The sequence below is a fragment of the Anaeromusa sp. genome (assembly GCF_028691475.1).
Taxonomy (GTDB): Bacteria; Bacillota; Negativicutes; order Anaeromusales; family Anaeromusaceae; genus Anaeromusa.
Genome location: NZ_JAQUZF010000002.1, coordinates 1 through 25,718 on the forward strand (window position 1 = coordinate 1; position 25,718 = coordinate 25,718).

Here is a 25,718-nt window from a genome sequence, read left to right on the forward strand (position 1 = left end):
TTGGTAGAGTAGCGGTCTCCAAAACCGTTGGTTGAGGGTTCAAGTCCTTCTGCCCCTGCCACTCAATCTAGTAATGACGCGGTTTTTGACCGGGTCATTTTTTGTTTTTTGAGTACTTTTAAGGACACAACATGTTGTTTGGAGGAACCTTGCCAAGGCTCATGTCCTACTTTTGCGGCAGGGAGGCGTTACTCTGTAGAGTGGAGGTTTGTTATGGAAGAGTTGCTGGAACAATTTAAAGCATGGGCTTTTTTGCGTGAATTGCCGGAAGAAACGCAAGGGTGTCAATGTGTGCGAGATGAGAAATTGGAAAATGAAAAGTATTTTTTCTTTTCTTATTATCGCCGAGATGGCGCCCGCTGGGCAAAGGCATATTATGATGTTGCGAAAAAAAGTTATTTTATGCGCATTGGTCTTGGCTTGCTGGAATTTAACGATATCTCCTACTTTTCACAATCGTTAGGTGAGTTTGAAGCCTTGTTGCGCAGCCGTTTAGACAAGACTTTGGAAGAGTTCATGACATTTGTGCCGGAGCAGGTAGGGGTAGCCATACAGGAAAAAAGGCTTTTGCAATGGACCTATGCGGAGCAGCTGCCTGAGGAAGCGTCTGGCTTTAAACGGCTCTTGTCGCCTAGAGAGCCTGTGAAAGTGATAAATGGGTCCTATCTTATTCTCGATTATAGCGATTTAGTCGCACAAACGTCCCTTGTTTTGTATTATAATGTATATAGAGATGAATTCTTTGGCGAGCTTCGCGTGCAAGGTTTGCCGGAATTGGTAAGCGATTTTGATGCGAAGACTTTGACAGAGCTGGAGCAAAAATTGGAGAAACGGTTGACGCCAGTGTTGGAAGCGCTGCGTCAGCGCCTGGAAAAGGAGCAGAATCCATGAACACGGTAATTCCTACAGCCTTGACGGTCGCAGGCTCAGATTCTGGCGGCGGGGCTGGCATTCAGGCGGATTTGAAAGCCTTTGCCGCTTGCGGCGTATACGGCATGAGCGTGCTGACAGCGATTACGGCGCAAAATACTTGCGGCGTAACGGCGGTGCGTGATTTGGATGCGGAAATTATTGCAGCGCAAATGCAGGCGGTATTTGACGATATACCAGTAGGCGCAGTGAAAATTGGCATGCTTTCCTCTGCAGCCATTATCGAAGTGGTGGAAGAACAGTTGAAACGCTATCAAGTGCAACCGGTTGTTTTGGATACGGTCATGATTTCCAAACATGGCGCGGCATTGTTGCAAGCAGAAGCCGTGGGCGCGCTGAAAAGCAAATTACTGCCTCTGGCGACCATTGTGACTCCCAATTTGCACGAAGCATCGGTGCTGGCTTCCATGGACGTTGAAAATGAAACAGCTATGCGTGAGGCGGCGAAGCGGATTCAGGCTATGGGCCCTAGGTATGTAGTCGTAAAAGGCGGGCACTTAGAGGGGAATCCTTGCGATATTTTATACGATGGAAAGGATTATAGAGTCTTTCATAATCCTCGGTTGCCTCGCATACACACACATGGTACAGGGTGTACCTTTTCTTCGGCTATTGCCGCTTTTTTGGCTCGCGGCTGGGCCATTCCCGAAGCGGTCGGGGAGGCTAAACGCTATATTACTATGGCGATTGAGCATGGTTTTTCATTAGGACAAGGAGTAGGTCCTACACATCATTTTTATGAATTGTACCAAGCGGCCTTTGGCGCTGAATGGGGAGGAAAATATGGCAAGAGTGCTATTGTGCGATGATTCTGCGTTTATGCGCATGATGTTGAAAACCACGTTGGTGGGACTTGGACATCGTATTGTCGGCGAGGCGGGCGATGGCGAGCAGGCAGTGGAGAAATATGAAGAGTTGCTGCCGGATCTGGTGACTATGGATATCACCATGCCTAACGTGAGCGGCATTGAAGCGGTGGCGCGCATTCGCGCTAAAGACCAAGATGCTTGTATCGTTATGGTTTCTGCCCTGGGGCAGCAAGCGATTATAAATGAGGCTCTTGAAGCAGGGGCCAAAGACTTTATTGTTAAACCCTTTGTGCCGGAACAGATAGCGGCGGTGCTGGATAGAGTTTTAAATCCTAAAAAGCCTGCTTGACAATCTGTGGTGTTATGTTATAATACAACACGTGGCTGACGAAGCGCTGATTGGATGCTTGTCTAACTCTTGGGTTGACAAAGCTTTCGGCATTCGGTACAATCGTTACTGCAGTAGGTAATGGCCCCGTGGTGTAGCGGTGAACATGCCGCCCTGTCACGGCGGAGATCGTCGGTTCGAATCCGATCGGGGTCGCCATTTGCCATGGTAGCTCAGTCGGTAGAGCAGAGGACTGAAAATCCTCGTGTCGGCGGTTCGATTCCGTCCTATGGCACCATTATTATGCGGAAGTGGCTCAGTGGTAGAGCATCGCCTTGCCAAGGCGAGGGTCGCGAGTTCGAATCTCGTCTTCCGCTCCATTTTTTAGGCGGCATAGCCAAGTGGTAAGGCAGAGGTCTGCAAAACCTTTATCCCCAGTTCAAATCTGGGTGCCGCCTCCAATTTTATTACGTATAGAGAGCCCTGTATCTCAATGGATGCGGGCTTTTTCCAAATCTAGGCGGGTGTGGTGGAATGGCAGACACAAGGGACTTAAAATCCCTCGGGGGCAACTCCGTGTCGGTTCGAGTCCGACCACCCGCACCAAAAATCAAAACTCCGCGCAGCGGAGTTTTTTTTATGGTTTAAGAAAGTATAATTTTTTTCGTAGGCCTTTCGTCGCTTGGCAGTTTTACAAGATATGGCTTATAATAGAAAAGGAAATACCATATATAGTAGGAGGAGACGCTAGTGCGCTGTCCGTTTTGTGCATTTCCGGAAAGCAAGGTTATTGATTCCAGGGCGGCTGAAGAAGGGGTGTCCATTCGCAGGCGCCGCGAATGCCTGCAATGTCAACGACGTTTTACTACATACGAAGTGGTAGAAAAGGTGCCGGTAATGGTCGTGAAAAAAGATGGCCGGCGGGAGACGTTTGATAAGGCTAAGCTGCAGGCGGGACTTATGCGGGCTTGTGAAAAAAGGCCGGTATCTCTGCAGGAAATTGAAGAATTAGCAAACCAGGTGGAACGAGATATCTATAATACGATGGAGCGAGAGATTTCTTCGCGGGAAATTGGCGAAAGAGTCATGAATTTGCTGCAGGATGTAGATCCGGTGGCTTATGTACGTTTTGCCTCCGTATATCGGCAGTTCACGGATTTGCATAATTTTAAAGATGAACTGGAATCTTTGCTTTTGCGGCGTCAGCAAGAGCCTAGCAAGAGCAATGAACGCCCAAAAGGATAAGCATACTCTTGCTCCTATTTTATAAAGTAAGCGAGGCGGTTACTATATGTTCACAATGATTCGGAAAAGAGATGGCCGGGAAGTTTCTTTTGATGAGACGAAAATTACCGATGCTATTTTTAGGGCGGCGAAAGCCGTAGGCGGTGCGGACCGGCAAATGGCAATGGAACTGACGTTGGACGTGTTGCGCTTTTTAAAGCAAAAATATAATGGCGGCAGTTTTACCGTAGAAGATGTTCAGGATACGGTTGAAAAAATTCTGATTGAAAAAGGGCATGCCAAAACGGCCAAAGCTTATATTTTGTATCGATATCAGCGGACGCGGATGCGCGAGTCCCAGTCGGAGCTGATGGATGCTGTGGCTGATATTCTAGTGGAGACCAGTCGGGAAAACGCTAATGTTTCTAATTCGCCGTCGGCGAAAATGCTGCAGATTGCTTCTGCGGCGAGTAAGGCCTACTATTTGAATCGTTTAATTCCTGAAGAAATGGCTCAAGCGCACCGACGCGGAGATATCCATATTCACGATCTGGATTTTTACGGCAAAACCCTGACTTGCGTGCAAATCCCGTTGGGAAAATTACTGCATTCCGGTTTTAATAACGGTCATGGCTTTATTCGTTCTCCGAAACGTCCGGCTAGTGCGACCGCGTTGGCCGCGATTATCTTGCAAAGCAGTCAGAATGATATGCATGGCGGACAGAGTTTTGCTTTTTTTGATCGCGATATGGCGCCGTTTATGGAGCAGGCTAGTGAAGAAGAAGTCTATCAAGCCATGGAGGCATTGATTTACAACCTCAATTCCATGCACAGCCGAGCTGGAGCGCAGGTTCCTTTTTCCAGTTTGAATATCGGCACTGATACGTCGCCGGCTGGTCGCAGTGTAATCAAAAATGTTCTCTTAGCTTATGAAAAAGGTTTGGGACGAGGTGAAAATCCGATTTTCCCGAACATCATTTTCCGAATTCAAGAGGGCGTTAACTTTAATCCTGGTGATCCCAACTATGATTTGTTTCAATTAGCTATGCGCGTAGCTTCCCAGAGATTGAATCCTACGTTTAGTTTTATGGATTCTTCTTTTAACGCACCTTACGGGGATCAGGTTGGCTATATGGGGTGTCGCACCCGGACGATGGCGAACTGTTGCGGACCGGAGGTTACCGACGGCAGAGGCAATCTCAGCTTTACTACCATTAATCTGCCGCGCTTGGGCATCAAGGCGGAACGGGATTTGATGAAGTTCTATCAAAGTTTGTCCGATTTGATCGATTTGACCTGCGAGCAGCTGTATCATCGCTATCAAGTGCAGGCGAATTTAAAAGTCAAAGACATGCCATTTTTGATGGGGCAGCATTTATACTTGGAATCGGAAACACTCAAACCGAACGATACAATTGAATCGGTGATTAAACACGGTACCTTGTCGGTAGGTTTTATCGGGTTGGCGGAAACCTTGATTGCTCTTACCGGCGCTCACCATGGCGAGGACGAAGAATCAAGGGCTTTAGGAGAAGAGATTGTCTCTTTTATGCGTGATAAAGTCGACAAGGCGATTGATAAGTACGGCTTGAATTATTCTTTGCTGGCTACGCCTGCAGAAGGCCTGTCCGGTCGTTTTTTGCGCATGGACCGTAAAGAGTATGGCATCATTCCTGGCGTGACGGATCGCGATTATTATACGAACTCGTTCCATGTACCTGTATATTATCCGATTAATGCCTTTGAAAAGGTGCGCATTGAAGGCCCTTATCACAAAATGACCAATGCCGGCCACATCAGTTATGTGGAATTTAGTTCGCCGCCGGTTAATAATTTAGCAGCGGTGGAAGCAGTGTTGCGGCATATGAAGGATAATGACTTTGGCTATGCGGGTATTAATTTTCCTGTGGATTTTTGCCAAAAGTGCGGTTATTTAGGGGTTATTGAGACTGAGTCCTGCCCATCCTGCAGCGCTACTTCGGTGCGGCGCGTGCGTCGGATTACCGGCTATTTGAGTACTACTGAACGGTTTAATGATTCCAAGCAACAGGAACTCAATGAACGTGTCAGTCATTTTCGGAAATGATTGCCAAAACAAGGGAAGTGTAATGGGTTATGATTCGGTGTGCGGATATTCTAGATGAATCCATTGTAGATGGTGAAGGAATCCGGCTTGCGGTATTTTTGCAGGGTTGTCCAAGACGCTGTGAGGGTTGCCACAATCCGGCGCTCCTTCCGGTTGACGGCGGTACGGAGTGGGAAGAAGGCTGCCTGGTACAAGAGATTTTGAAGCGGCTGACCCCCTTGCATAAGGGGATTACCTTTAGTGGCGGCGATCCCCTGCTGCAGGCGGAAGCGCTTGAAATTGTGCTGGCTGAACTGCGCATGCGGCGTTCGGAGATGGATATCTGGCTTTATACGGGCTATGTATATGAGGAAATCAGCCATTTGCCGGCTTTGCGCTGGGTGGATGTGCTAGTTGACGGCCCTTTTGTGCAAAGTGAAAGGGATTTGACCTTGCCATATCGCGGTTCGCGCAATCAACGGATTTTGGATGTGCGTAAAAGCCGTGAGGCTGGCTGCGCCGTGGCGTATGTATTGGCGGCGCGCTAAGCAATCACTTTCCTAAGGAAGGGATTTTCATGCATCAGTATTGTATTATACCGGAAAGCCAAGAGTCGTTTTTGCAGTTTTTGCAGCCCTTGGTTTTGCCGCAAGAAGAAAAAACCAGGCTGTGCTCGGCTAGGATCGCCAAGGTGGATGTGAATACGCAAGACTTGTCTTGGGTTGTGCATTTGGAGGTAGAGCGCCTGTTGGCGGCGCAGACGCTGCAGCAGCTATCCCAAAGCCTATGTCAATGCTGCGGCTTAAAAACAGTGCGTTTTGTGCAGTTGCCTGGACGGCTTGAGGACTATCTGCAATTGCATTGGCCGGATGTTTGCGAGTTGGTTTCTGGAACTCAGCCGGCCCTGAAAAGACTGCTAACGTCTTCCGGCTGGGAATGGAAAGACGATTGTCTCACTCTGAATTTGCAAGGGTCTTTGGCAGCGGAATTGGCAGAAAGCCAAAATGTGGCCGCGAAGCTGCAGCGTTGGATTGAAGAAAGCTTTCAACGTCAATGTCGCGTTTTTTGCAACATTACACAGGCGGAACTGGTTGCGGCGCAACCGGAGGAAGCATTGACTCCAGAATACCTAGCCGCCTTAGAGATGGTACAGGAGCAGCAAAAAAGCGGCGGCGAAGGAACTGGGAAAAAGAGCAGTATCTATTTTGGACGATCTTTATCTAAAGAAAAGGTACAGCCTTTGTCGCTGATTCAAGATGAGGAGAAATCCGTTATTGTCGAAGGCGAATTGAGTCAGGTCGATATTCGCGAATTGCGGACCGGACGATTTCTGATGACCTTTGATGTAGGGGATCCCTTAGGCGGCATTGCCGGCAAGGTGTTTTTTGACGATGGAGAAAGCTGCCGTAAAGCAGTGGGGGATGTGAAGGACGGTTTGCGAGTTCGCTTGCGGGGCAAGGTACAGTATGATAAATTCAGCAATGATCTTGTTTTGTTTGCTGACAGCATGAATCGCGCGGATAAAGCCTTGCGTCAAGATGAAAACGTGGAAAAACGAATTGAACTGCATGCGCATACGCGGATGAGCAATATGGACGGCATGGTATCGGCGAAAGAGCTGATTAAAACGGCAGCGCGCTGGGGACATCCGGCCATTGCAATTACCGACCATGGCGTTGTGCAGTCTTTTCCAGAAGCGCAGAAGGTGGCGGGAGAATGCGGCATCAAAGTGATTTACGGGATGGAAGGGTATTTATTCGAGCATGATATCAACCAGGCGCGGCATATTGTGATTTTGGCGAAAAATCAAGTGGGGCTGCGCAATTTATATCGCTTGGTTTCCATTTCTCATTTGAAGTACTTGCATCGCACGCCGCGTATTCCGCGTTCCGTATTGGTGGAGCATAGGGAAGGGCTTATTTTGGGTTCGGCCTGCGAGGCGGGTGAGTTGATTCAGGCAATCGTGCATCAGGCATCGGAAAGCGAGCTGCTTAGAATTGCCGAGTTTTACGACTACCTAGAGATACAGCCTATCGGGAATAATGCGTTCTTAGTGCGGGAAGGTATTGTGCCGGACGAGGAAGGACTGCGCAATATTAATCGCAAAGTGTGCGAATTGGCTAAAAAAGTTGGCAAGCCTGTGGTGGCTACGGGCGATGTGCATTTTCTAAACCCGGAGGATGAAGTATACCGGCGCATTTTGATGGCGGGTAAAGGCTTTTCTGATGCGGATCATCAGCCGCCTCTTTATATGCACACTACCGAGGAAATGCTGACGGAATTTTCTTATTTAGGAAAAGCCAAAGCCAAGGAAGTGGTTATTGAAGCGCCGCTGCAGGTGTCTTCGTGGATCGACGATTTCAAACCCATTCCCAACCGTCTGTTTGCGCCTGAAATTCCGGGCGCGGAAGAGAGTATTCGCTCTATGTCCTATGCCAAGGCGCGGGAATGGTACGGCGAGGAACTGCCAAAACTGGTAGAAGAGCGTCTGGAGTTTGAGCTGAAATCCATTATTGGCAACGGTTTTGCCGTGTTGTATCTGATTGCGCATAAGCTGGTGAAAAAATCGCTGGACGATGGCTATTTGGTAGGTTCCAGGGGTTCAGTAGGTTCTTCCTTTGTAGCGACCATGAGCGGCATTACGGAGGTAAACCCCTTGCCGCCGCATTGGCGTTGTGAACACTGCTTGTACAGCGAATTTCTTACCGACGGCAGCTACGGGGGCGGCTTTGACTTGCCGGATAAAGATTGCCCGCAGTGCGGCAAGCGCCTGCGCAAAGACGGACAAGATATTCCGTTTGCTGTTTTCATGGGCTTTAACGGCGACAAGGTTCCTGATATTGACTTGAATTTTTCCGGAGATTATCAACCAGTAGCTCATAAGTATACCGAGGAGCTTTTTGGTAAAGACAATGTGTTTCGCGCCGGCACCATTGCCACGGTGGCGGACAAGACTGCCTACGGCTTTGTGAAGAACTATTTTAATGATCGGGGTCAAAATCCTCGTAATGCGCATATCAATTGTCTTGTCAGCGGCTGTACCGGCGTGCGGCGCACGACAGGGCAGCATCCGGGCGGTATTACCGTTGTGCCCCGGGATATGGACGTACATCAGTTTACGCCCATCCAGCGGCCGGCGGACGATAAAAATTCCGGAACCATAACAACTCATTTTGATTATCACTCCATTGACGCTTGCTTGGTTAAGCTGGATATTCTGGGACACGACGATCCGACGGTCATTCGCATGCTGGAGGATTTAACCGGTATTGATGCAAAAACCATTCCCTTTGACGATCCGGTAACGATGAGCCTTTTTTCCAGTACCGATGCAGTCGGTTTGACTCCGAAAGAACTGATGGGCAGCCCGGTAGCGACCTTTGGCATACCGGAATTTGGCACGAAGTTTGTACGGCAGATGCTGGAAGACACGCTGCCGACAACGTTTAGTGAATTGGTGCGCATCTCCGGCTTTTCCCATGGTACCGATGTTTGGCTGAATAATGCACAAGACTTGATTAAGGACGGTACGGCCAAATTATCCGAAGCGATTTCCGCGCGGGATGACATCATGATCTACTTGATCCACAAGGGTGTAGAGCCTTCGGTAGCTTTTAAGATCATGGAGGGCGTGCGTAAAGGGAAAGGAATTACTCCGGAGAATGTCGCAAAAATGAAAGAAAAAAATGTTCCAGATTGGTATGTAGAGTCTTGTCAGAAGATCAAATACATGTTTCCGAAGGCCCATGCGGTAGCGTATGTGATGATGGCCTTTCGCATCGCCTGGTTCAAAGTACACCACCCCTTGGCCTTCTATGCCGCTTACTTTACGGTGCGCGCCACGGAATTTGACGCTGCCCGTATTGTTGGGGATAAGGGAAGCCTGAAAAAAGAGATGGACGTCATTGAAGCGCAGGGAAAAGAGGCCTCGGCCAAGGATAAAGCGTTGTTTACAATCATGGAAATGGCGATGGAAATGTACTTGCGTGGATTTGCCTTTAAACGAATTGATTTATATGAGTCCGATGCGGATAAGTTCCGCATTGTTGACGGGGCGCTGCTGCCGCCTTTAGGAGCGCTGCAAGGCGTGGGCGGCTCGGCGGCGTTGAACTTGGTTGCCAGCCGCTGTGCGGACAGACCTTTTACTTCGCAAGAGGATTTAAAGTCGCGTTCTCGTGTTTCCAGCGCCGTTATCGAAGCGCTGCGTAATCATGGCTGCTTGGAAGGATTGCCGGAAAGTAATCAGTTGATGTTGTTTGGCTGAGTTTAAGCAAAAAAGATCCCGGAACCATATGGCTCCGGGATCTTTTTTGCTTTTTCTTAAGAAAGCGCTTTTACAGCCGCTAAGGCGCTGTCGAAATCAGGTGCGTCTTCTACATTGGGAACATACTGGATGTAGCGAATGACATCGTCTTTGTCGATGACGATGACGCCGCGGGAGAGCAGGCGCAGCTCTTCGATGACAAAACCGTATTTAGAGCCAAAATCGAGGGCTTTGTGGTCCGAAAGGGTGGTAAGATTTTCGATGCCTTGAGCGGCGCAGTATCGCTTGATGGCGAAGGGTAAATCCACACTGATGGAGAGAATGGCGACATCCGGGAATTTGGATGCATCTTGATTGAAAAACCGTGTCTGTGCATCGCATACAGGCGTATCAATCGATGGTACTACGCTAACGACACGGAGCTTGCCGGCTGTGTCAGACAGCGAGAAGGGCTGTAAATCTTGCGTGAGCGCTTGAAATTCCGGCGCCTTTTCACCAACTTTTAATTCCCGCCCCAAAAGGGTCAAGGGGTTTCCTTTCATTTTTAAGTAACCAGTTCGCTTTTCCATGTAAAAGCCTCCTTTTATTTTTAGGTTTTATAAACAATAATCGAAGCTAAATAATAATATTTTTCAACTACACTTATATTCTATCAAACTGAGTGGAAATGTCAACAAGAATTATTATTGATTATATAGTGAGCTATTGTTTAAAGTATTTTTCGAGCTAAAGGAATCATTTTGTTGTTAAACAAGGAAGAAAATGGTGAAAGAGCAGGGGTTTTAAAAAACGATAGCGAAAATAATTACTAGATAAAGCAAGGCAAGGCAGGAGGGGCAAACATGCGCACAAAAGGAATCAGTCGTAAAGTGATGCATCGGGAAGAAAGCCGCAAAATGGGGCGTGTGGCCATGTATATCGGTGGCGGGGTGGCAGTGATTCTCTTGCTGCTTATGGTCGGATCAGCTTTATTTTAAGAAGGTGCTGGTCAAATTGTGACAAGCAAGGTATAATTTAAAAGAAGTTTTTTCTTAAATAATATTGATTCGCGGAGGTTGTTATGACGACACAAAAAATGGACATGCTGGAAAAAGGCGCTATTGTACAACGGGATCGCAATACCTATGCTGTTGCGCCGCATATTCCCGGAGGCATTATTTTAGATCCTGATGTATTGCATAAGATTGCAGATGTTGCGAAAAAGTACCAGGCCCAGGCGCTGAAACTAACAATGGCGCAGCGTATTGCCATTGTTGGGATCAAAGAAGAGGATATTGACAAGGTCTGGGAGGAACTGGGCATGGACAAAGGGCATGCCATTGGCCTTTGCGTGCGCAGCGTAAAAATTTGTCCGGCTACGCATTTTTGCAAGCGGGCGCAGCAAGACGGAGTAACGTTGGGGTTGGCCTTGGACGAACGCTATCACGGCATGGAACTGCCTTCTAAATTTAAAATTGCAGTTTCCGGGTGTGTAAACGCTTGTACAGAGCCAGTGCTGAAAGATATCGGCATTATTGGCTTGCCGAAAGGGTTTACGGTGCTGATGGGGGGCAACGGAGGCGTAAAGCCTCGTTTGGGCAATGAAGTGGCCCAAGGCTTGAATCAAGAGGAAGTCCTTGCTTTAGTCGATCGGATTGTGACGTATTATAAAGCAAATGCCAATAAAAACGAACGTTTAGGACGTATGATTGATCGTTTGGGGTTGGAGACGGTGCAAGGGGCGATCTTATAGTTTAAGAGAAGGAGGCTCTCTAATGGACCAACAGTGGATTGTGGAAACCATCGATACTATCGCCTCCATGGGGGCGGATGAGTCGGGTGCGGCCAATCGGTTGGCTTTTACGGTTGCCGATAAGGAAGCGCGGTGTTATGTCGCTTCTATAATGGAGTCTTTAGGCATGAAAGTGCGCATCGACGCCATCGGCAATGTGATTGGCAGTTTGGAGGGAACAGAGCCGCAGCTGCCGCCAGTGGCGCTGGGTTCGCACGTGGATACAGTGCCGCATGGCGGACACTATGACGGGGTTGTGGGCGTTGTGGGCGCGCTTGCCGCGGTAGGACGGTTGAAGGCGGCAGGCCCGCTGCGCCGCACGGTGGAAGTGATTGTCTTTGTTGCGGAAGAGTCCAGCCGGTTTTCTCACTCGACAATGGGCAGCAAGGCGATGACAGGCAGTGCTAATTTGAACGCTTGGGAGCGAGCTGTAGATAGTCAAGGGGTTACCTTTCCTGCGGCGTTAGCAGCGGAAGGGCTCTCTTTTGAAAATTTAAAGCAATGTGTTATAGCGGAGAAAACCTATCAAGCTTATTTGGAACTGCATATTGATCAAAGCAAGCAGCTTGAGGAACGCGGCGCTGCTGTGGGCGTTGTGGAGGCCATTGCCGCGCCGACGCGCTTTAAAATGACGGTGACCGGCATGGCCGGTCATTCGGGCACTACGCCTATGCATGATCGATATGATGCGTTGGTTAGTGCGTCGGAGTTGGTGCTGGCTATCCGTAATATTGCTAATGATCATGCGGAAGATGATATAGTGGCTACTGTTGGAAATCTCAAAGTCTATCCTGGCGCGATGAATGTAGTGCCGGGCAAGGCGGAATTGTGGGTGGATTTGCGCGGAACTGATTACGAGTACATTGTGGAAAGCCTTCAGGAAATAAAAGACGCGGCTCTTTCTATCGCGGAAGATTACGAAACGCCAGTGACCATTGAAATGCTTTCGGCGGACAAACCGGTAGCGATGGATGAGGAATTGGTTGCGGTAGCGGAAAAAGCGGCGGAAGAAGTGGGCGTTGAGTGGATGCGTTCAGTCAGCGGCGCCGGACACGACGCTATGAATATGGCTAAGATTACACCGGCCGGCATGCTTTTCGTGCGTTCCCGCGATGGCGTCAGCCATCATCCTGATGAATACGCAGCTCCTGAAGATATTGAGGCTGGTGTGCAGGTGCTTACGGTTATGCTGCGCCGGCTGCTTGCCTAAAAGGCGAAGGCGGCTTCGCAACGCGGGTGTCTAGTAGCAAGCCTTGACGGAGCGGTAAGAAATGGAGTAAGATAACAATGTACTGCCGAATCCATCGTAATGGTACGGGGGAACCAACTTATGGGGTGAATCCGCCTAGGCGGAAGGGTATTTTCTCTCTCTTTTTCAACCCGAACCCGACAGCTAACCTCGGAGGCAGGAGTTTAAAGAGAGGTGATTCAGCTTGAGGTTTTTAAAGCAAATTGTGTTTTTTGCGTTCTGCGGCTTCTTCTGCATGTTGTCGTCGGTATTTGCGGCAACGGCGGCGCCGCCTGTGGCGCGCCAAGAACACCAGGTTGTACAGCAGGGTATGCGCGGGGAAAATGTCATGCGAATACAGCATCTTTTAGCCAATCAGGGATTTTATGCTGCGGCTGTGGATGGCGTATTCGGTCCGCAAACTTGGCAGGCGGTTGCTGATTTTCAAAGCATGAGCGGCCTGGGAGTGACCGGAGTGGTTGATGCAGGTACGCTGAGCGCCCTTGAAAGGGCTCAAGACCAGCCGGGTCGTTTTGGTCGGTCTATGCATATGAAGGCTACAGCGTATTCACGGTTCGACCCTGGCTGCGGCAGCTATACGGCTCGCGGTAATCTGCTGCGCAAGGGCTTAGTGGCGGTAGATCCGCATGTAATTCCCTTGGGGACTAGACTGTATATTCCCGGATACGGCTTTGCCATAGCCGATGATACCGGCGGCGCCATTAAAGGCCATGTTATTGATTTGGCTTTTGACAGCCATCAAGAAGCTATCAATTTTGGCGTCAGACATATTACGGTGTACATTTTATAAGAAGTACCTACTAAAGGCAGGCTTAGGCCTGCCTTTTAGAATTTATACGTTTTGCCGTAAGGAAAGCGCTTGAGAGGTGTGCTATGGAAAATAGGTTATTGGAAGAAGTATGTATTGTCGGACAGCGGCGTGAGCTGCAGGCGGTTGTACATTATCCGCAAGGCGTAGCCGCGCAAGAGGCTTCTTGGCTGGTAATGAGCCATGGCTTTCGCGGTTCTAAGGACGGACATGGCCGGGCTGTGGAATTGGCTGAGCAGGTGAGCGCCAGAGGTATGGGCGTAATTCGGTTTGATTTTACGCCGTGTGAGTCTTTGGACAGGCAGGTAGAAGAACTTCTTTGCGTAACCGGGTGGATGCAGCGCCAAGGCTGGATGTCATTGGTTCTTTTAGGCCGCAGTATGGGCGGTTGTGCCTCTCTTCTGGCAGCCAGCCAGCTGGGCAAGCGAGTGAAGGGGCTTTGCTTATGGGCGACTCCTAGTGATTTGCAGGCGACCTTTCAAAACGCTTTGGGCCTGGCAGTGTATAGGCAGTTGCAGCAAGGAAGCAGCGTGAATTTGCAGGACGAATGGGGCAGCCTTCATTTGGAACCGGATTTTATTGGCGGCTTTACAACGTTGAACTTGCCGGCAAAGTTGGCGGCGTTGGGCTCATTGCCCTTGCTCGTTTTGCATGGAACAGAGGACGAATTGGCGCCGGCAGAGCAGGCTTGCGCTTATGCGGATGTTGCCAAGGGTCCCTGTAAACTAGTGGTTTTAGAAGGAGCGGATCATCGTTTTAGCGAGCATTTTAAGGAAAGCGCAGCGGCGGTAGTGGCCTGGCTGGGGTCATGGTATACAAAAATATCCAATTAATGTATACTGTAAGAAAAAAGATACTATTGCGGCAATTGCCGGAAGAGACAGTTGAATCTCTTGCTGAGGCGAGCGTCGTGCCGGGCAGGCAAGGAGGGTATTTATGGATTTTCAATGGACCCAGGATCAAGTGGACTTGAAAAACATGACCCAAGAATTCATTGCAAAAGAAGTTGCGCCATACGCTGGAGAGATGGACGCCGCAGGCGGTATGCGTCCGGGCTTGCAGGAAAAATTTCATGAAATGGGCCTGTTGAACTTGATTGTTCCTGAAGAATACGGCGGTCCTGGACTTGACGCGATGACAGTAGCGGTGCTGTACGAGGAAATCGGCAAAGGCTGCGCTGGCGTGGCTACCAGTATTGCTGCCAATGCATTGGCGGCGTATCCGGTCTTGCTGTTAGGGACGGATGCGCAAAAGAAGTTCTTTTTTGACAAATTGAACGAAGGAAAACTGGCGGCATTTGCGCTGACAGAGCCCAATGCAGGTTCTGATGCGGGGGGCGTTGTTACGTCGGCTGTAAAGGACGGCAATGAATATGTCTTAAATGGCAATAAATGCTTTATTACCAATGCTTCCAACGCTGAGATATTTGTTGTTTTTGCTAATACACGCAAAGCGGCTGGCATTCGCGGTTTGACAGCTTTCGTTTTAGAAAAAGGAACTCCGGGCTTTTCCGTAGGGAAAAAAGAAGAAAAAATGGGATATGCGCGTCAGATACTTGCGAGTTGATTCTCGACGGCGTGCGAGTACCGGAAGAACAACGCATCGGTCGGGAAGGCGAAGGCTTTAAACTCGCTATGAAAACGCTAGATGCGGCCCGCCCTTTGGTGGGAGCCGTATCTGTAGGAATCTCACAGGCGGCTTTGGACTGCGCAGTGAAATACGCCAAAGAGCGCCAGCAGTTCAATAAGCCAGTGGCTTCTTTTCAACTGGTGCAGGCGATGGTGGCCGATATGGCTATGCAAATCGAGGCGGCGCGGCTGTTAGTGCACAAGGCTTGCTGGCTCAAAGATCAAGGGATGCCTTACTCCAAGGAAGCGGCAATGGCCAAATGCTTTGCTTCTGATGTAGCTATGAAAGTGACCGTGGATGCCGTGCAGGTTATGGGCGGCTATGGCTACTCGAAAGAGTACCCGGCGGAAAAATATATGCGTGATGCGAAGATTATGCAGATCTATGAGGGGACCAACCAGATTCAGCGCTTAGTTATTGCCAATGCGGTTTTGTATTGACCCAATAGGCAGCAGAAAAGCTTCCGTTTTGACGGAGGCTTTTTTATTTACTAAAAATTAACAATTTCATAGCGTGAACTTTACATAGAATTTTTATACTAGAGGAGGTAGAAAAAATACATAGTAGGAGGAGATTATGTGAATAAGAAAAAATGGCTGATGCCCTGTGCTGCGCTGGCGGTGATGGTGGCGATTTTGGTGGCATTGGCTATGCCGCAGACTAACGCAGTGGCTGACGCGGCCAATGACCAGGCTTACTATGGGAAAAAAGCGAAATACGTATTTTACTTTATTGGCGACGGTATGGCATTGAGCCAGATTAACTCTACGGAAATCTTCAAAGGGACTCAGAATGGCAACGGACCTATGGGCAGGCAGCCTATGAATTTTACCGCCTTTTCTCATCAGGGCGTGCAGCGGACGCAGTCGGCGGATACATTCATTACGGAATCAGCTGCCGCAGGAACGGCACTGGCGACTGGCAACAAAACCAATAATGACATTTTGGGCATGGATCCTACAAAGAGTGTGAAGTTTAAAACCATGGCGGAAATGGCCAAGGAAAAAGGCATGAAAGTAGGCATTGTCTCTAGTGTGTCCTTGGACCATGCAACTCCAGGCGCTTTTTATGCGCATCAACCGACTCGCAAAAACTATTATGAAATTGGTCAGGAAATGATTAACAGCAATTTTGATTATTTTGCCGGCGGCGGTCTGTTGGCGCCTACAGGCAAGAAAAAAGACCAGCCTAATTTGCTGGATATTGCCAAACAAAAAGGCTATCAAGTAGCTCTTTCGATCGAAGAAATCCAGAAGATTGGCCGCGGCAGCGGCAAAACGATTGCCATTGCTCCAAACCTGGCGGCGGAAGAAGCCATGTCCTATGAAATTGACCGTGGCGAAAAAGTGTCTTTAGCTGAGTTTACCCGCAAAGGCATTGAGGTGCTGGATAATCAGAACGGCTTTTTCATGATGGTGGAAGGCGGCAAGGTCGATTGGGCTTGCCATGCTAATGATGCGGCGACAACTGTAAAGGATGTCATGGCATTTGAAGAAGCCATTGCAGAAGCGCTGAAGTTCTATGCCAAACATCCGGATGAAACATTGATTGTCGTTACTGGCGACCATGAGACCGGCGGCATGACCATTGGCTTTGCCGGTACTGGTTACAAGACGTTCTTCAGTAAATTGGGCGGACAGACCTTGTCTTATGAAGAATTTGACAAACAGATCAAAACCTACCGCGATCAAGTAGGCGCTTCTAATGCCAATTTGGATGACTGGCTGCCTGCGTTGGCCAACCAATTTGGCATGAACGAATTGACTGCCTACGAGAAAAATCGTTTGGCTCAAGCGTTGGCTTTCAGCATGATCGATCCCAAAAAACGTCCTGCTGACGAAGAAACTACCTTGGCATACGGACCCTACGAGCCCTTCTCTGTAACGGTGACTCATCTGTTGAATCAGCGCGCGGGGATTGGCTGGACCACCTATGCTCATACTGGCGTGGCTGTGCCTGTGTATGCCCAAGGAACCGGCAGCGGCGTTTTTGACGGGTATTATGATAATACAGATGTGGCGAAAAAAATGATGAATATTATGGGTGTTTCTAAATAATGAAACGGGATCGCATGGTTGTTTTCGTTATTTTATTACTGTCCCTCGGTTTATACTGGCTGCCAAGTCAGTTTACGCCGGAGGATGACGGCTATATACGGGCCAAGGGCGCCGTGCTCTCCGTTGATAATGAACACGTATACGCCCGAGGCGTAGTTCGCACAGGCGTGCAGGAGGTTGTGCTGCAAATAGCTGACGGTCCGTATGAAGGCAAGACCATTACTTGCAGCAATACGCTGTTGGGAAAGCTGGAAATGGATAAGATATTTGCTCCAGGCGATACGGCTCTGGTGGCTGTGAAGGGGACGGCAGGCGAAATTCAGGTCGCCAACGTGGTGGATCATTACCGCCTGTATGCAGAAGGGTTGCTCTTTTTCCTCTTTGCCGCGCTTTTATGCTGGTATGCCCGCTGGACAGGACTGAAAGCTCTTCTTTCCTTTGTATTTACCGTTTTAGCTTTGTGGAAAGTGCTGTGGCCGCTGTTCTTGCTTGGTTGGGATCCGGTATTTGTATCCATCTTGGTTGTAGCGGCTATTGTCGGTACGGTTACGCTATTGGTTATCGGCTTTAACCGCATTGCCTTAGCGGCTTTTTGCGGCACCTTAGGGGGAGCGTTGGGGGCTGTAGTGCTGGCTTTTTTATTCGGACAGCTTTTTCGCGTTCACGGCGCGGTTTTGCCTTATGCCGAGACCTTACTGCATCTGGGATATGCCCAGCTAGATCTGACCAGAATGTTTCTGGCGGGAATTATGCTGGCTTCTTCCGGGGCAATGATGGACGTGGCCGTCGATATTGCCGTAGCTGTTGGTGAATTGAAATGTAAGCGGCCGGACTTGAAGCGCGGGGAGGCTATTGCCTCGGGCATGCATATCGGGCGGGCTGTAGTTGGCACGATGACCACAACGCTGCTTTTGGCTTACAGCGGTTCCTTTATGGCGTTGATGATGGTTTTTATCGCCCAAGGGACGCCAGTGGTTAATATTTTAAACTTGACCTACGTGGCGGCGGAAATACTGCACACGTTAACAGGCAGTATCGGTGTGGTGCTGGTCGCTCCATGTACGGCCTTGTTGGCGGGAGTTCTCCTTGTAGAACCTTCGTCTGTGATGGCGTGCGAATTATCAACAAAAAAGCCTTGACTTTTAAGGGCTGCACGTATTATAATTACCACTGTCCTAGGGGTTATAGCTCAGTTGGTTAGAGCGCATGCTTGACATGCATGAGGTCAGCGGTTCGAGCCCGTTTAACCCCACCAATTAACAAAGTAAGCTCCCGTGTACGGGAGCTTTTTTTTGTCGTGGCAGGGAAAACGACAGTGCATAGGGAATTCATAAAAGATAAGAAACAATATTCCAGGGGGCGAACGGATATGATGAAAATTACGAGGGTGGACGCAACGTTTTGTACTGATAAACTGCAAGAATCTAAAGAATTTTATATGAACTATTTTGATTTTGAATTAGTGTATGAAAGCGATTGGTATTTGGAAATGATGGTTCCAGGCATGCCGACCAGCGGCTTGAGTTTTACCTTGCCGCGCCGAGATGAAGGAGAATTCTTTTGCGGCACAGGTACAATTCTTTCGTTTGAAGTGCCGGATGTGCAGGCGGAGTATCAGCGCTTAAAAGAGGCTGGCTTGTCCCTTGTGCAATCGCTGCAAGATAAGCCTTGGGGAGAGCGCAGTTTTGTCGTGGATGATCCAAATGGAATTCATCTTTATATTTATGAAACTATTCCAGCTACGCCGGAGTATCAAAAAATCTATGATTCCTTTCGACAGGCTCGGTGAGGCGCAAAGCATTATCCGTGGTTTGATTTTGAGGAGGCAGCGGCGCCAAGCGGAGCGGCTATCTTGGCGCGCAACGCCTGGGTGTTGTTGGAAAAGGCTTGAGATAAAGACCATGAAGCGTTGCGTTCATGGTCTTTTCAATGGCTTTTCGGCACTTGAAAGGATGCTTGGAACACGGTATTATTAATAAATATGTGTTGCACGATAAAGCGCAGCAATAAGGAGAGGTGAAAGGCTTTGGGACAGCGCAGGGCCATCATTTCCTCGATTCAGCCCGGCAGCATTGCCGAAGAAATTGGCCTGCAGCCAGGTCATGAAATTCTTTTGGTGAACGGCCAGGCGATGGAGGATGTTATCGATTGGAGTTTTGCCGTGGCCGACGAAGAAGTTGTGCTGACGGTGCGGACAGAAGACGGCGATGAAGTCGTAGAGATTGAAAAAGAATACAATGAAGAACTGGGAATTGAGTTTGATGAAGCTGTTTTTGACGGCATTCGGCGTTGCGGCAATCGCTGCATTTTTTGCTTTGTTGACCAAATGCCGTCGGGAATGCGTCAAAGCCTGTATGTAAAAGACGATGATTACCGGATGTCTTTTTTGTATGGTAATTTTATCACCCTGACCAATGTGCGTCAGGCTGACTGGGAGCGTATTTTCCGCCTGCATTTGTCTCCTCTTTATATTTCCGTGCATGCTACTGACGGCGCCGTGCGCGCCGCTATGTTGAATCAGCCTAAAGCGGCTGAAATTTTACCGCAGCTGCAGCGGCTGGCGGAGGCCGGTATTGAAATGCATACACAGGTGGTTTTGTGTCCCGGATACAACGATGGAGAGGTTCTGCAAAAAACGATTGCTGATTTATATGCTTTGCATCCAGCCGTGCAGTCTCTGGCTATTGTACCGGTAGGGTTGACGCAGCATCGTCAGGGCTGTGCGGAGCTGCGCGGCTTTACGCCGGAAGAGGCAGGAAGGATTATTGATGAGATCGCTCGTTGTCAAGAGCGTTTCCTCCAGGAGGCGCAAACACGGTTTGTCTTTCTGGGAGATGAGTTCTATTTGGCGGCAGGTCGGTCTTGGCCGACAGAAGAGGCCTATGAAGGGTTTCCGCAATTGGAAAACGGCGTCGGCATGGTGCGCGATTTCTTAACGGACTGGGCGCGGCAGCTGCAGGATGTGCAAACTACGCAGCCTGCGGCAGAGACTGCCTGGATTGTAGCGGGAACATCGGCGGCTAAGGTGCTGGCGCCGTTGCTGGCAGGACCTTTATGGCAGCATGTGCGCATAATAGAGGTAGCAAATGAGTTTTTCGGCCCAGCCATTACGGTGACAGGCCTTTTGACTGGCGGCGATATTTTAAAAGCGCTGCAACGCGAAGACGCGCGACCGCAGCGCTTGATTCTGCCGGGAGTGGCTCTGCGCAAGGGCGAGGAGATATTCCTCGACGATATGACGCTGGACCAGGTGAGTGAACAAGCCGGCTGCGATGTGCGTATTGCTCATGGAGCGGAAGATCTGTTTGACTTGTTGAGGGGGCGGAACCTTTGAAGCGCTTGGGCTTGATTCAGGTGTATACCGGCGATGGCAAAGGGAAGACGACAGCGGCTTTGGGTTTGGCCCTAAGGGCCTGGGGAAAAGGCTGGAAGATTGCGATTGTGCAATTCATGAAGGATGACCCGGGGTATGGCGAGGTAAAGGCGCTCCAAGAGTTAGACGGGATTGACTTGTTTCCTGCAGGGAGAAACGATTTTGTCAATTTGGACCAACCCGAGGAAATCGATTGCCGTCTGGCGCGGCAAGGCTGGGAATTGGTTCAGTCCTTTTTAGCAGAAGGCGTCTATGATATGGTTATCTTGGATGAAATCAATATCGCCATTGCTTGCGGCTTGCTGGCGGAAGCGGAAGTTATCGCCGCTTTGCGGCAGCACAAGAAGCGGCCGCAGCCGCGCGCGGAAATTGTGATGACCGGACGCTACGCTACGCCAGGCGTATTGGCGGAGGCGGACTTGATTACGGAGATGAAGGAACTGCGTCATCCTTTTGCGCAAGGAATTGAAATGCGCGAAGGAATTGACCATTGAGCCGGACTGCAGGGTTGCGGCGGAAAGAAGGTGCGAGACATTGAGCAAACCGATTGTGGCCATTGTTGGCCGGCCGAATGTTGGCAAATCAACTTTGTTTAACAAGATAGGCAAGAAGAGAGTATCCATTGTGGAGGACATGCCGGGAGTAACCAGGGACCGTATTTATATGGACGGCGAGTGGCTGGGAAAAGAATTCACCATGATCGACACCGGCGGGATTGAGATTGAGACAGAAGATAAAATCTTGAGCCAAATGCGTCACCAGGCTCGCTTGGCTATGGAAGAGGCGGATGTTATTGTATTTGTGGTCGACGGCAAAACTGGAGCGACCAATGCGGATGAAGAAGTAGCTCATATGCTGCGCGGCACAAGAAAACCAGTAGTGCTGGCCGTGAATAAGGTAGACCATATCAATCAAGAACTGGCTATTTATGAGTTCTATAACTTGGGCTTGGGAGATCCCGTCGGTATTTCTGCCGCCAACGCCATGGGGCTGGGGGATCTGCTGGATGCGGTGGTTGCCTCGTTCCCGGCGGACGCAGAGACGGAAGCGGTTGAAGAAGACGTAATCAAGGTGGCCGTAATTGGTCGGCCTAATGTTGGCAAATCGTCCTTGGTCAACGCCATGATCGGTGAAGACAGGGTTATTGTCAGTGATATTCCCGGTACGACACGGGACGCTATTGATACGCATTTTACTAAAGACGGGCAAAAATTTATGTTGATCGATACGGCGGGAATGCGCCGTAAAGCGAAGATTGAACTGCCGGTCGAGCGTTATAGTGTTGTTCGCGCTCTGCGAGCGGTGGACCGGGCGGATGTGGTGTTAATGGTGATTGACGCCGAAGAAGGCGTAACCGAGCAGGATAAGAAGATTGCCGGTTATGCTCATGAAGCAGGCAGGGCTTGCGTGATTGTCGTCAATAAATGGGACTTGGTGGAAAAAGACAGCAAGACCTCCTTGCGCTATACCGAAGCCATTCGCAGCGAACTGGCCTTTTTGCAGTACGCGCCGGTTGTGTATTTGTCAGCTTTGACTAAACAGCGGGTGCCGCGAGTAACGGAGCTTGTTAAATATGTGGCGGAGCAGCACAACATGCGTGTGAAAACCAGCGTTTTGAACCAAGTCCTAGAGGATGCGGTAGCGATAAACCCGCCGCCCACAGGACATGGCAAGCGGCTTCGTATTTATTTTGCTACTCAGGCGGATGTGCAGCCGCCGACGTTTGTCTTTTTTGTTAACGAAGCGGAATTGATGCATTTTTCGTATCTGCGCTTTCTGGAAAATCGCTTGCGTGAAAGCTTCGGCTTTGAAGGTACGCCGCTGAAGCTGGTAGTGCGTAACCGCAAGGAAAAGGAAGATGCGTAAAAAGGAGGCTGCATGGTGGAGTTTCTTTGGATTGTCGCTGTGAGCTATTTGGTGGGATCTGTTCCCAATGGCTTGCTGTTGGGAAAAACGTTTTGGCATACGGATTTGCGGCAACTGGGCAGCTGTAATATTGGGGCGACCAATGCCTTTCGGGTGCTGGGACCTTGGCCTGCTTTTTGGGTGTTCTTGACGGATGCCGCCAAAGGTGTTTTTGGCGTCTGGCTGGCCAGCCAAATGGCGGCGCCGTCTCTTTGGTTGGTGGCAGCGGGCATTGCTGCTATTGCCGGACATAATTGGTCTGTTTTCCTGGGTTTCAAAGGCGGGCGCGGTGTGGCGACCGGCTTGGGAGTTATTGCTTTTTTGGTGCCTAAGGTGACCTTGATTGTTTTTGCGGTTTGGGCGCTGATTGTTTGGCTGACCCGCTATGTGTCGCTGGCTTCCATCGTAGCAGCGGCATTGGTGCCTGTGTGCATGTGGTTTTTAGGAGAAGAGCCGGCTGTTTTGGCGTTTGGCGTTTTGGCGGCAGTCTTTGTCATTGTGCGCCATCGCCCTAATATTCAGCGACTGCTGAAAGGCGAAGAGTCAAAGATTCGTTCGGGTAAGCGTTGATTGAGGAAGGACTTTGGCGTTCTGAAAAGAATATATTTCTTAAAGGAGGGAATCGCATGAAAGAAACAATGGCAGCGTTGCTGCAATGTAAAAATTGGGCGTTAGTGGGGGCGACATCCAACAAGGGGAAATTTGGCTATAAAATTTTTCAAGTGATGCGAAATAATGGGTTGCATGTATTGCCCGTCAATCCGGGATTGCAAGAAATTGACGACCAAACGTGCTACGCTTCCTTAGCGGACTTGCCGGAACCGGTTGAAGCGGTAAATGTCGTAGTACCTCCTAAAGTTGCTTTGGGAATTTTAGAGGAATGCCAACGTTTAAATATCTCCAAGGTCTGGCTGCAACCGGGAGCTGATACGGCGGAAGTGGTGGAAAAAGCTAAAGAATTAGGCTTGCAGGTAGTGTATGACGCGTGTATAATGATCGAGTTGAGACATAAAGGAGGAGTATGAATGGCTGCTTTGAAAGAAGTGAACGATGCAATGTACCAGGAGGAAGTATTGGACGAGAAGCAACCGGTGTTGGTTGATTTTTGGGCGCCCTGGTGCAGCTATTGCAACAAACTGACTCCTGTTTTGGAAGAAGTGTCCGCAGAACTGGCAGGTAAATTGAAAATCGTAAAAATCAATGTAGATGAAAATCGCTCTTTAGCTCAACGCTATGATATTAAAGGTCTGCCGACGATGATGTTGGTAAAAGATGGCGAAGTAGCGGAAAAAATCGTCGGCTTTTTGCCGAAAACGTCTATTTTAGGAAAGATAGAGCCTTTGCTTTAAACGTTGTCGCTAAAAGAAGGCATAAGGAAAGCCGCCCGCGGGCGGCTTTCCTTATGCCTTCTTTTACTGTGCAATCGCTTGATTTAACGAGGTAATCAGCGCGTCGATGTCAATACCGTGTGCGCTGGCGCCTTGCTCGATGTTTTCAAAGCGGGCGGCGGCGCAGCCTAGGCAGCCCATGCCGAAATTGCGGAATACGTCTACCGTTTCCGGGTGCTGTTGGACTACTTCGATAATGCTCATTTCTTTAGTGATGTTTTTCATGATTTTCCTCCTAGTGCTCTGTTGTTGTAGAACTGATTCTATGGTTTATTATAACATTGATCTGCATGGAGCACACGCTGAAAGAAATTTTTTCTGTTAGAGCGCAAGTCAAGACGGAAAAATAAGCTAATTTCGCAAAAAGAATAAAAATAGGCCAAAAGTCTCGCTGTCTGGGGCGTTTGCTCTCTTTTTGTTAAAATGTAAAAAACTTGGAAAAATCAGCAGGATTTTTTCGAATAAATCCGAATATCCATAAATGTGGGTTAAAGTGGTGGAAAGTGGGTGATAAAGGTGCTTTTGGGAGAGTATCAACATACTGTAGATACCAAAGGTCGCCTGTTTTTACCTGCTAAATTCCGCGAAGAACTGGGAGAGACAGTTGTTTTTACCAAGGGACTTGATGCCTGCTTGTTTGGTTATTCCTTGTCTGAATGGAGTGTTTTAGAAGAAAAATTGAAAAAATTACCCTTAGCTAAGCCGGAAGCCCGAGCTTTTACGCGATTTTTCTTTGCAGGCGCCGCCGAAATAGGGTATGATAAACAAGGAAGAATTTTACTTCCGCCCGTGTTGCGTGAACACGCACGCTTAGAAAAAGAAGTTGTCGTCATCGGTGTATCAAATCGTATCGAAATTTGGAGTCAAGATGCGTGGCAGGCCTATAATGAGGCCTTGGCTCCGAGCGTATCGGATTTGACCCAGGAGTTGATTGATCTGGGGATTTGATGACGAGGAGGTTCGTTTTGCAAGAGTTTCACCATGTCAGTGTATTGTTAGAAAAGACCGTGCAGGCGGTAATGCAGGATCCTGCAGGAATTTATGTAGATTGCACCTTGGGCGGAGCTGGCCACGCCAAATACTTGGCGGATCAATTGAGCGCACAAGGTCGCTTCATAGGTATTGATCAAGATCCTGCGGCGTTGGCGGCCGGCAGAGAAAAACTGAGCGGTGTGCCATGTCAAGTGGATTTAATACACAGTAATTTTTCTCGTCTCGGCGATGTTTTAGCGGAATTAGGAGTAGAAAAGGTCAATGGCATTGTTTTTGACCTCGGTGTTTCTTCGCATCAGTTAGACGTTGCAGAGCGTGGTTTTTCATATCAACAGGATGCGCCTCTCGATATGCGGATGAATCCGCAGCAAGCGCGCAGCGCTTATGATGTGGTCAATACGTATGAGGAAGAGGAATTGGCGCGCATTATTAAAGAGTTTGGGGAAGAACGTTGGGCTAAGCGAATTGCTTCCTTTGTTGCAACCGCTCGGCAGACGGCCCCTATAGAGACAACCGGCCAATTAGTGGACATTATCAAACGAGCGATTCCAGCCGCCGCCCGGCGAGACGGGCCGCACCCGGCTAAACGCACTTTCCAGGCTATTCGGATTGAAGTAAATCAAGAACTGGAAATTTTGCAGGGGGCGTTTCGTACTGCTATTGAACATTTACTCCCTGGCGGGAGATTGGCCATTATTACCTTTCATTCGCTAGAAGACCGTGCAGCGAAACAGGCGTTGGCTGCGGCGGCGAAAGGATGTATTTGTCCGCCTAAGCTTCCTATATGCATGTGCGGCCACCAGCCGCAAGTGCGGTTGCTAGGCAAGGCAGTTACGCCTTCAGAGCAGGAACTGGAGAACAATCCCAGGGCGAGAAGCGCCAAATTACGTATAGCTGAAAAACTGGGCAGGTAATCAGATCCAAG

The 25,718-nt window shown here is 49.2% G+C and carries 25 protein-coding genes, 6 tRNA genes, 1 pseudogene and 1 riboswitch; of the genes and pseudogenes, 30 read left to right on the forward strand and 2 right to left on the reverse strand.

The window, feature by feature from the left end:
* Positions 1-213 precede the first annotated feature (213 nt).
* From PHF27_RS00585 to PHF27_RS00640, 12 genes are all read left to right on the forward strand, one after another.
* Positions 214-891, forward strand: coding sequence for a hypothetical protein (locus PHF27_RS00585; RefSeq protein WP_300064840.1), 678 nt, complete (start codon positions 214-216; stop codon positions 889-891).
* Positions 888-1,739, forward strand: coding sequence for a bifunctional hydroxymethylpyrimidine kinase/phosphomethylpyrimidine kinase (gene thiD / locus PHF27_RS00590; RefSeq protein WP_300064842.1), 852 nt, complete (start codon positions 888-890; stop codon positions 1,737-1,739). Before PHF27_RS00585 ends, thiD begins: the two co-directional genes overlap by 4 nt.
* Positions 1,714-2,088 carry a response regulator gene (locus PHF27_RS00595; RefSeq protein ID WP_300064844.1) on the forward strand — a complete coding sequence of 125 codons (375 nt, stop codon included), beginning with the start codon at positions 1,714-1,716 and terminating at the stop codon, positions 2,086-2,088. Before thiD ends, PHF27_RS00595 begins: the two co-directional genes overlap by 26 nt.
* Positions 2,089-2,210: 122 nt before the next feature.
* Positions 2,211-2,286, forward strand: a tRNA-Asp gene (locus PHF27_RS00600).
* Between the two features lie 3 nt (positions 2,287-2,289).
* Positions 2,290-2,365 (forward strand) — tRNA-Phe (locus PHF27_RS00605).
* A 7-nt stretch (positions 2,366-2,372) separates the two neighbouring features.
* Positions 2,373-2,447 (forward strand) — tRNA-Gly (locus tag PHF27_RS00610).
* Positions 2,448-2,454: 7 nt separating this feature from the next.
* A tRNA-Cys gene (locus PHF27_RS00615) sits at positions 2,455-2,528 on the forward strand.
* A gap of 59 nt (positions 2,529-2,587) precedes the next feature.
* Positions 2,588-2,673, forward strand: a tRNA-Leu gene (locus tag PHF27_RS00620).
* Between the two features lie 144 nt (positions 2,674-2,817).
* Entirely contained in the window at positions 2,818-3,312 is a 495-nt protein-coding gene (gene nrdR, locus PHF27_RS00625) for a transcriptional regulator NrdR (protein WP_300064846.1), read from the forward strand.
* 46 nt (positions 3,313-3,358) lie between these two features.
* Positions 3,359-5,377 carry an anaerobic ribonucleoside-triphosphate reductase gene (nrdD, locus tag PHF27_RS00630; protein WP_300064848.1) on the forward strand — a complete coding sequence of 673 codons (2,019 nt, stop codon included), beginning with the start codon at positions 3,359-3,361 and terminating at the stop codon, positions 5,375-5,377.
* A gap of 29 nt (positions 5,378-5,406) precedes the next feature.
* Positions 5,407-5,904: an anaerobic ribonucleoside-triphosphate reductase activating protein gene (nrdG, locus tag PHF27_RS00635; protein ID WP_300064850.1), complete on the forward strand. Its 498-nt coding sequence runs from the start codon at positions 5,407-5,409 to the stop codon at positions 5,902-5,904.
* A gap of 29 nt (positions 5,905-5,933) precedes the next feature.
* A complete protein-coding gene (locus PHF27_RS00640; RefSeq protein WP_300064852.1) occupies positions 5,934-9,620 on the forward strand; it encodes a PolC-type DNA polymerase III in 3,687 nt (1,228 codons plus the stop codon).
* Between the two features lie 56 nt (positions 9,621-9,676).
* Here the strand turns inward: PHF27_RS00640 and tpx are convergent, their stop codons facing one another.
* Positions 9,677-10,189, reverse strand: a complete 513-nt coding sequence (tpx, locus tag PHF27_RS00645; RefSeq protein ID WP_300064854.1) for a thiol peroxidase — start codon at positions 10,187-10,189, stop codon at positions 9,677-9,679.
* A 273-nt stretch (positions 10,190-10,462) separates the two neighbouring features.
* Here tpx and PHF27_RS00650 point away from each other — a divergent pair, with 273 nt between their 5' ends.
* The 16 genes and pseudogenes from PHF27_RS00650 (at position 10,463) to trxA (ending at position 23,761) form a co-directional block, all read left to right on the forward strand.
* Positions 10,463-10,597: a hypothetical protein gene (locus PHF27_RS00650; RefSeq protein WP_300064856.1), complete on the forward strand. Its 135-nt coding sequence runs from the start codon at positions 10,463-10,465 to the stop codon at positions 10,595-10,597.
* A gap of 83 nt (positions 10,598-10,680) precedes the next feature.
* Complete coding sequence (locus PHF27_RS00655) at positions 10,681-11,352, forward strand: NAD(P)/FAD-dependent oxidoreductase (RefSeq protein WP_300064858.1); 672 nt, start codon at positions 10,681-10,683, stop codon at positions 11,350-11,352.
* 22 nt (positions 11,353-11,374) lie between these two features.
* Positions 11,375-12,601 carry a Zn-dependent hydrolase gene (locus PHF27_RS00660; protein ID WP_300064860.1) on the forward strand — a complete coding sequence of 409 codons (1,227 nt, stop codon included), beginning with the start codon at positions 11,375-11,377 and terminating at the stop codon, positions 12,599-12,601.
* 73 nt (positions 12,602-12,674) lie between these two features.
* A riboswitch (cyclic di-AMP (ydaO/yuaA leader) is annotated at positions 12,675-12,815 on the forward strand.
* 9 nt (positions 12,816-12,824) lie between these two features.
* Positions 12,825-13,430, forward strand: coding sequence for a 3D domain-containing protein (locus PHF27_RS00665; RefSeq protein WP_300064862.1), 606 nt, complete (start codon positions 12,825-12,827; stop codon positions 13,428-13,430).
* Positions 13,431-13,513: 83 nt separating this feature from the next.
* Positions 13,514-14,281, forward strand: a complete 768-nt coding sequence (locus PHF27_RS00670) for a hypothetical protein (RefSeq protein WP_300064864.1) — start codon at positions 13,514-13,516, stop codon at positions 14,279-14,281.
* 103 nt (positions 14,282-14,384) lie between these two features.
* A pseudogene (locus PHF27_RS00675) lies at positions 14,385-15,517 on the forward strand (acyl-CoA dehydrogenase family protein).
* 138 nt (positions 15,518-15,655) lie between these two features.
* Positions 15,656-17,134, forward strand: coding sequence for an alkaline phosphatase (locus PHF27_RS00680; protein ID WP_300064866.1), 1,479 nt, complete (start codon positions 15,656-15,658; stop codon positions 17,132-17,134).
* Entirely contained in the window at positions 17,134-18,273 is a 1,140-nt protein-coding gene (locus tag PHF27_RS00685; RefSeq protein ID WP_300064868.1) for a YibE/F family protein, read from the forward strand. Before PHF27_RS00680 ends, PHF27_RS00685 begins: the two co-directional genes overlap by 1 nt.
* A 39-nt stretch (positions 18,274-18,312) precedes the next feature.
* Positions 18,313-18,389: transfer RNA gene (locus tag PHF27_RS00690), tRNA-Val, on the forward strand.
* Positions 18,390-18,506: 117 nt separating this feature from the next.
* Positions 18,507-18,923 (forward strand): VOC family protein, encoded by a 417-nt coding sequence (locus PHF27_RS00695; RefSeq protein ID WP_300064988.1) that lies wholly within the window; start codon positions 18,507-18,509, stop codon positions 18,921-18,923.
* Between the two features lie 237 nt (positions 18,924-19,160).
* Positions 19,161-20,468 carry a DUF512 domain-containing protein gene (locus PHF27_RS00700; protein WP_300064870.1) on the forward strand — a complete coding sequence of 436 codons (1,308 nt, stop codon included), beginning with the start codon at positions 19,161-19,163 and terminating at the stop codon, positions 20,466-20,468.
* Complete coding sequence (locus PHF27_RS00705) at positions 20,465-21,001, forward strand: cob(I)yrinic acid a,c-diamide adenosyltransferase (protein WP_300064872.1); 537 nt, start codon at positions 20,465-20,467, stop codon at positions 20,999-21,001. The genes PHF27_RS00700 and PHF27_RS00705 overlap by 4 nt, the downstream gene beginning before the upstream one ends.
* A gap of 40 nt (positions 21,002-21,041) precedes the next feature.
* Positions 21,042-22,373, forward strand: a complete 1,332-nt coding sequence (der, locus tag PHF27_RS00710) for a ribosome biogenesis GTPase Der (RefSeq protein WP_300064874.1) — start codon at positions 21,042-21,044, stop codon at positions 22,371-22,373.
* A gap of 15 nt (positions 22,374-22,388) precedes the next feature.
* Entirely contained in the window at positions 22,389-22,982 is a 594-nt protein-coding gene (gene plsY / locus PHF27_RS00715; protein WP_300064990.1) for a glycerol-3-phosphate 1-O-acyltransferase PlsY, read from the forward strand.
* A 56-nt stretch (positions 22,983-23,038) separates the two neighbouring features.
* Positions 23,039-23,437 (forward strand): CoA-binding protein, encoded by a 399-nt coding sequence (locus tag PHF27_RS00720; RefSeq protein ID WP_300064876.1) that lies wholly within the window; start codon positions 23,039-23,041, stop codon positions 23,435-23,437.
* Positions 23,438-23,761 (forward strand): thioredoxin, encoded by a 324-nt coding sequence (gene trxA / locus PHF27_RS00725; RefSeq protein WP_300064878.1) that lies wholly within the window; start codon positions 23,438-23,440, stop codon positions 23,759-23,761. It begins immediately after the preceding gene.
* 63 nt (positions 23,762-23,824) lie between these two features.
* On the opposite strand, the gene PHF27_RS00730 is transcribed toward trxA, so the two are convergent.
* The gene (locus PHF27_RS00730) at positions 23,825-24,025 is read right to left on the reverse strand and encodes a DUF1858 domain-containing protein (protein WP_300064880.1); all 201 of its coding nucleotides are present in this window, start codon (positions 24,023-24,025) and stop codon (positions 23,825-23,827) included.
* Between the two features lie 291 nt (positions 24,026-24,316).
* Here PHF27_RS00730 and mraZ point away from each other — a divergent pair, with 291 nt between their 5' ends.
* Complete coding sequence (mraZ, locus tag PHF27_RS00735; protein WP_300064992.1) at positions 24,317-24,748, forward strand: division/cell wall cluster transcriptional repressor MraZ; 432 nt, start codon at positions 24,317-24,319, stop codon at positions 24,746-24,748.
* Entirely contained in the window at positions 24,748-25,707 is a 960-nt protein-coding gene (gene rsmH, locus PHF27_RS00740) for a 16S rRNA (cytosine(1402)-N(4))-methyltransferase RsmH (protein WP_300064882.1), read from the forward strand. Before mraZ ends, rsmH begins: the two co-directional genes overlap by 1 nt.
* The last annotated feature ends 11 nt before the right edge of the window (positions 25,708-25,718 follow it).

What these genes read in the sequence shown, in the direction of transcription:
- PHF27_RS00720 (WP_300064876.1), top strand. Translation starts at nt 23,039, where the DNA reads ATGAAAGAAACAATGGCAGCGTTGCTGCAATGTAAAAATTGGGCGTTA.
- PHF27_RS00585 (WP_300064840.1), top strand. Translation starts at nt 214, where the DNA reads ATGGAAGAGTTGCTGGAACAATTTAAAGCATGGGCTTTTTTGCGTGAA.
- nrdD (WP_300064848.1), top strand. Translation starts at nt 3,359, where the DNA reads ATGTTCACAATGATTCGGAAAAGAGATGGCCGGGAAGTTTCTTTTGAT.
- PHF27_RS00685 (WP_300064868.1), top strand. Translation starts at nt 17,134, where the DNA reads ATGAAACGGGATCGCATGGTTGTTTTCGTTATTTTATTACTGTCCCTC.
- PHF27_RS00660 (WP_300064860.1), top strand. Translation starts at nt 11,375, where the DNA reads ATGGACCAACAGTGGATTGTGGAAACCATCGATACTATCGCCTCCATG.
- PHF27_RS00650 (WP_300064856.1), top strand. Translation starts at nt 10,463, where the DNA reads ATGCGCACAAAAGGAATCAGTCGTAAAGTGATGCATCGGGAAGAAAGC.
- PHF27_RS00595 (WP_300064844.1), top strand. Translation starts at nt 1,714, where the DNA reads ATGGCAAGAGTGCTATTGTGCGATGATTCTGCGTTTATGCGCATGATG.
- nrdG (WP_300064850.1), top strand. Translation starts at nt 5,407, where the DNA reads ATGATTCGGTGTGCGGATATTCTAGATGAATCCATTGTAGATGGTGAA.
- PHF27_RS00670 (WP_300064864.1), top strand. Translation starts at nt 13,514, where the DNA reads ATGGAAAATAGGTTATTGGAAGAAGTATGTATTGTCGGACAGCGGCGT.
- thiD (WP_300064842.1), top strand. Translation starts at nt 888, where the DNA reads ATGAACACGGTAATTCCTACAGCCTTGACGGTCGCAGGCTCAGATTCT.
- PHF27_RS00695 (WP_300064988.1), top strand. Translation starts at nt 18,507, where the DNA reads ATGAAAATTACGAGGGTGGACGCAACGTTTTGTACTGATAAACTGCAA.
- tpx (WP_300064854.1), bottom strand. Translation starts at nt 10,189, where the DNA reads ATGGAAAAGCGAACTGGTTACTTAAAAATGAAAGGAAACCCCTTGACC.
- PHF27_RS00655 (WP_300064858.1), top strand. Translation starts at nt 10,681, where the DNA reads ATGACGACACAAAAAATGGACATGCTGGAAAAAGGCGCTATTGTACAA.
- PHF27_RS00640 (WP_300064852.1), top strand. Translation starts at nt 5,934, where the DNA reads ATGCATCAGTATTGTATTATACCGGAAAGCCAAGAGTCGTTTTTGCAG.
- rsmH (WP_300064882.1), top strand. Translation starts at nt 24,748, where the DNA reads ATGACGAGGAGGTTCGTTTTGCAAGAGTTTCACCATGTCAGTGTATTG.
- trxA (WP_300064878.1), top strand. Translation starts at nt 23,438, where the DNA reads ATGGCTGCTTTGAAAGAAGTGAACGATGCAATGTACCAGGAGGAAGTA.
- PHF27_RS00730 (WP_300064880.1), bottom strand. Translation starts at nt 24,025, where the DNA reads ATGAAAAACATCACTAAAGAAATGAGCATTATCGAAGTAGTCCAACAG.